This window comes from Variovorax sp. P4_D9, from assembly GCF_056401695.1.
Genome location: NZ_JBFUIU010001703.1, coordinates 1 through 661, shown reverse-complemented (window position 1 = coordinate 661; position 661 = coordinate 1). Strand labels below are relative to the sequence as shown.

The following is a 661-nucleotide window of genomic DNA, read 5'->3' as shown; positions in this document are numbered from 1 at the left end:
CCCCACGGCTCCCCTCCCTCTTGATTGAAAAAATCCCCCGAAACCGGGACCACCGGTCGGGTAACATTTCTCCGTGAGGCAACACGGCGGACAAGATAGTTGACGCCGGCCACGCGGCAGATGGTCGAGTTGGTGTGCTTTCTGCGGATCACGCTTCTTGAACTCACCGATGTGGCGCTGCTTCAATCGAGCCGACGCAGCCAGCAACTGTTTCGCGAAGCGGCCGATCGCGCCCAGGCAAGCCGCGCACGCGCCACCACAGGTCTGCTCAGGCAAGCGGCGCAGGCCAGTGCCATCCTTCACGGACTGGACACTGCGAATCTGAGGCGAATGCGAACGACCGGTCTTGGCCGATTGTTGCCGGAGTCCGGCACCTCATGGCCGCTGGTCCTGAAATCGGCTCGATTTCCACCGTATCGGCTCACCATATCGAGCCGATACTGGCATTGGCGCTCTCAGCGGAAGGGCTGGTCCTGGCCGATTTTCGTCCCTCGGGCGCCTCGCTCACGAGGCTACTCCTTGGAATCGGCTCACGAATATCGGCTCGATTTATTCGGTATTGGCTTAAATATCGAGCCGATATTGGCGACAAGGAAGGTGAAGTTCGAGCGGCAGTAAAGTTCGGCAAACGGGGGCGGCTCGTTCATACTGGATATAAAAC

General features: G+C 59.3%; 2 protein-coding genes. One reads left to right on the top strand and one right to left on the bottom strand.

What is annotated here, in order from left to right; genetic code table 11:
- Positions 1-303, bottom strand: a 303-nt coding sequence (locus tag AC1DY5_RS57865) for a hypothetical protein (RefSeq protein ID WP_478123075.1), incomplete at its 3' end; no start/stop codon positions are given.
- A gap of 74 nt (positions 304-377) precedes the next feature.
- Here AC1DY5_RS57865 and AC1DY5_RS57860 point away from each other — a divergent pair.
- Positions 378-661, top strand: a 284-nt coding sequence (locus AC1DY5_RS57860; RefSeq protein ID WP_478123074.1) for a hypothetical protein, incomplete at its 3' end; no start/stop codon positions are given.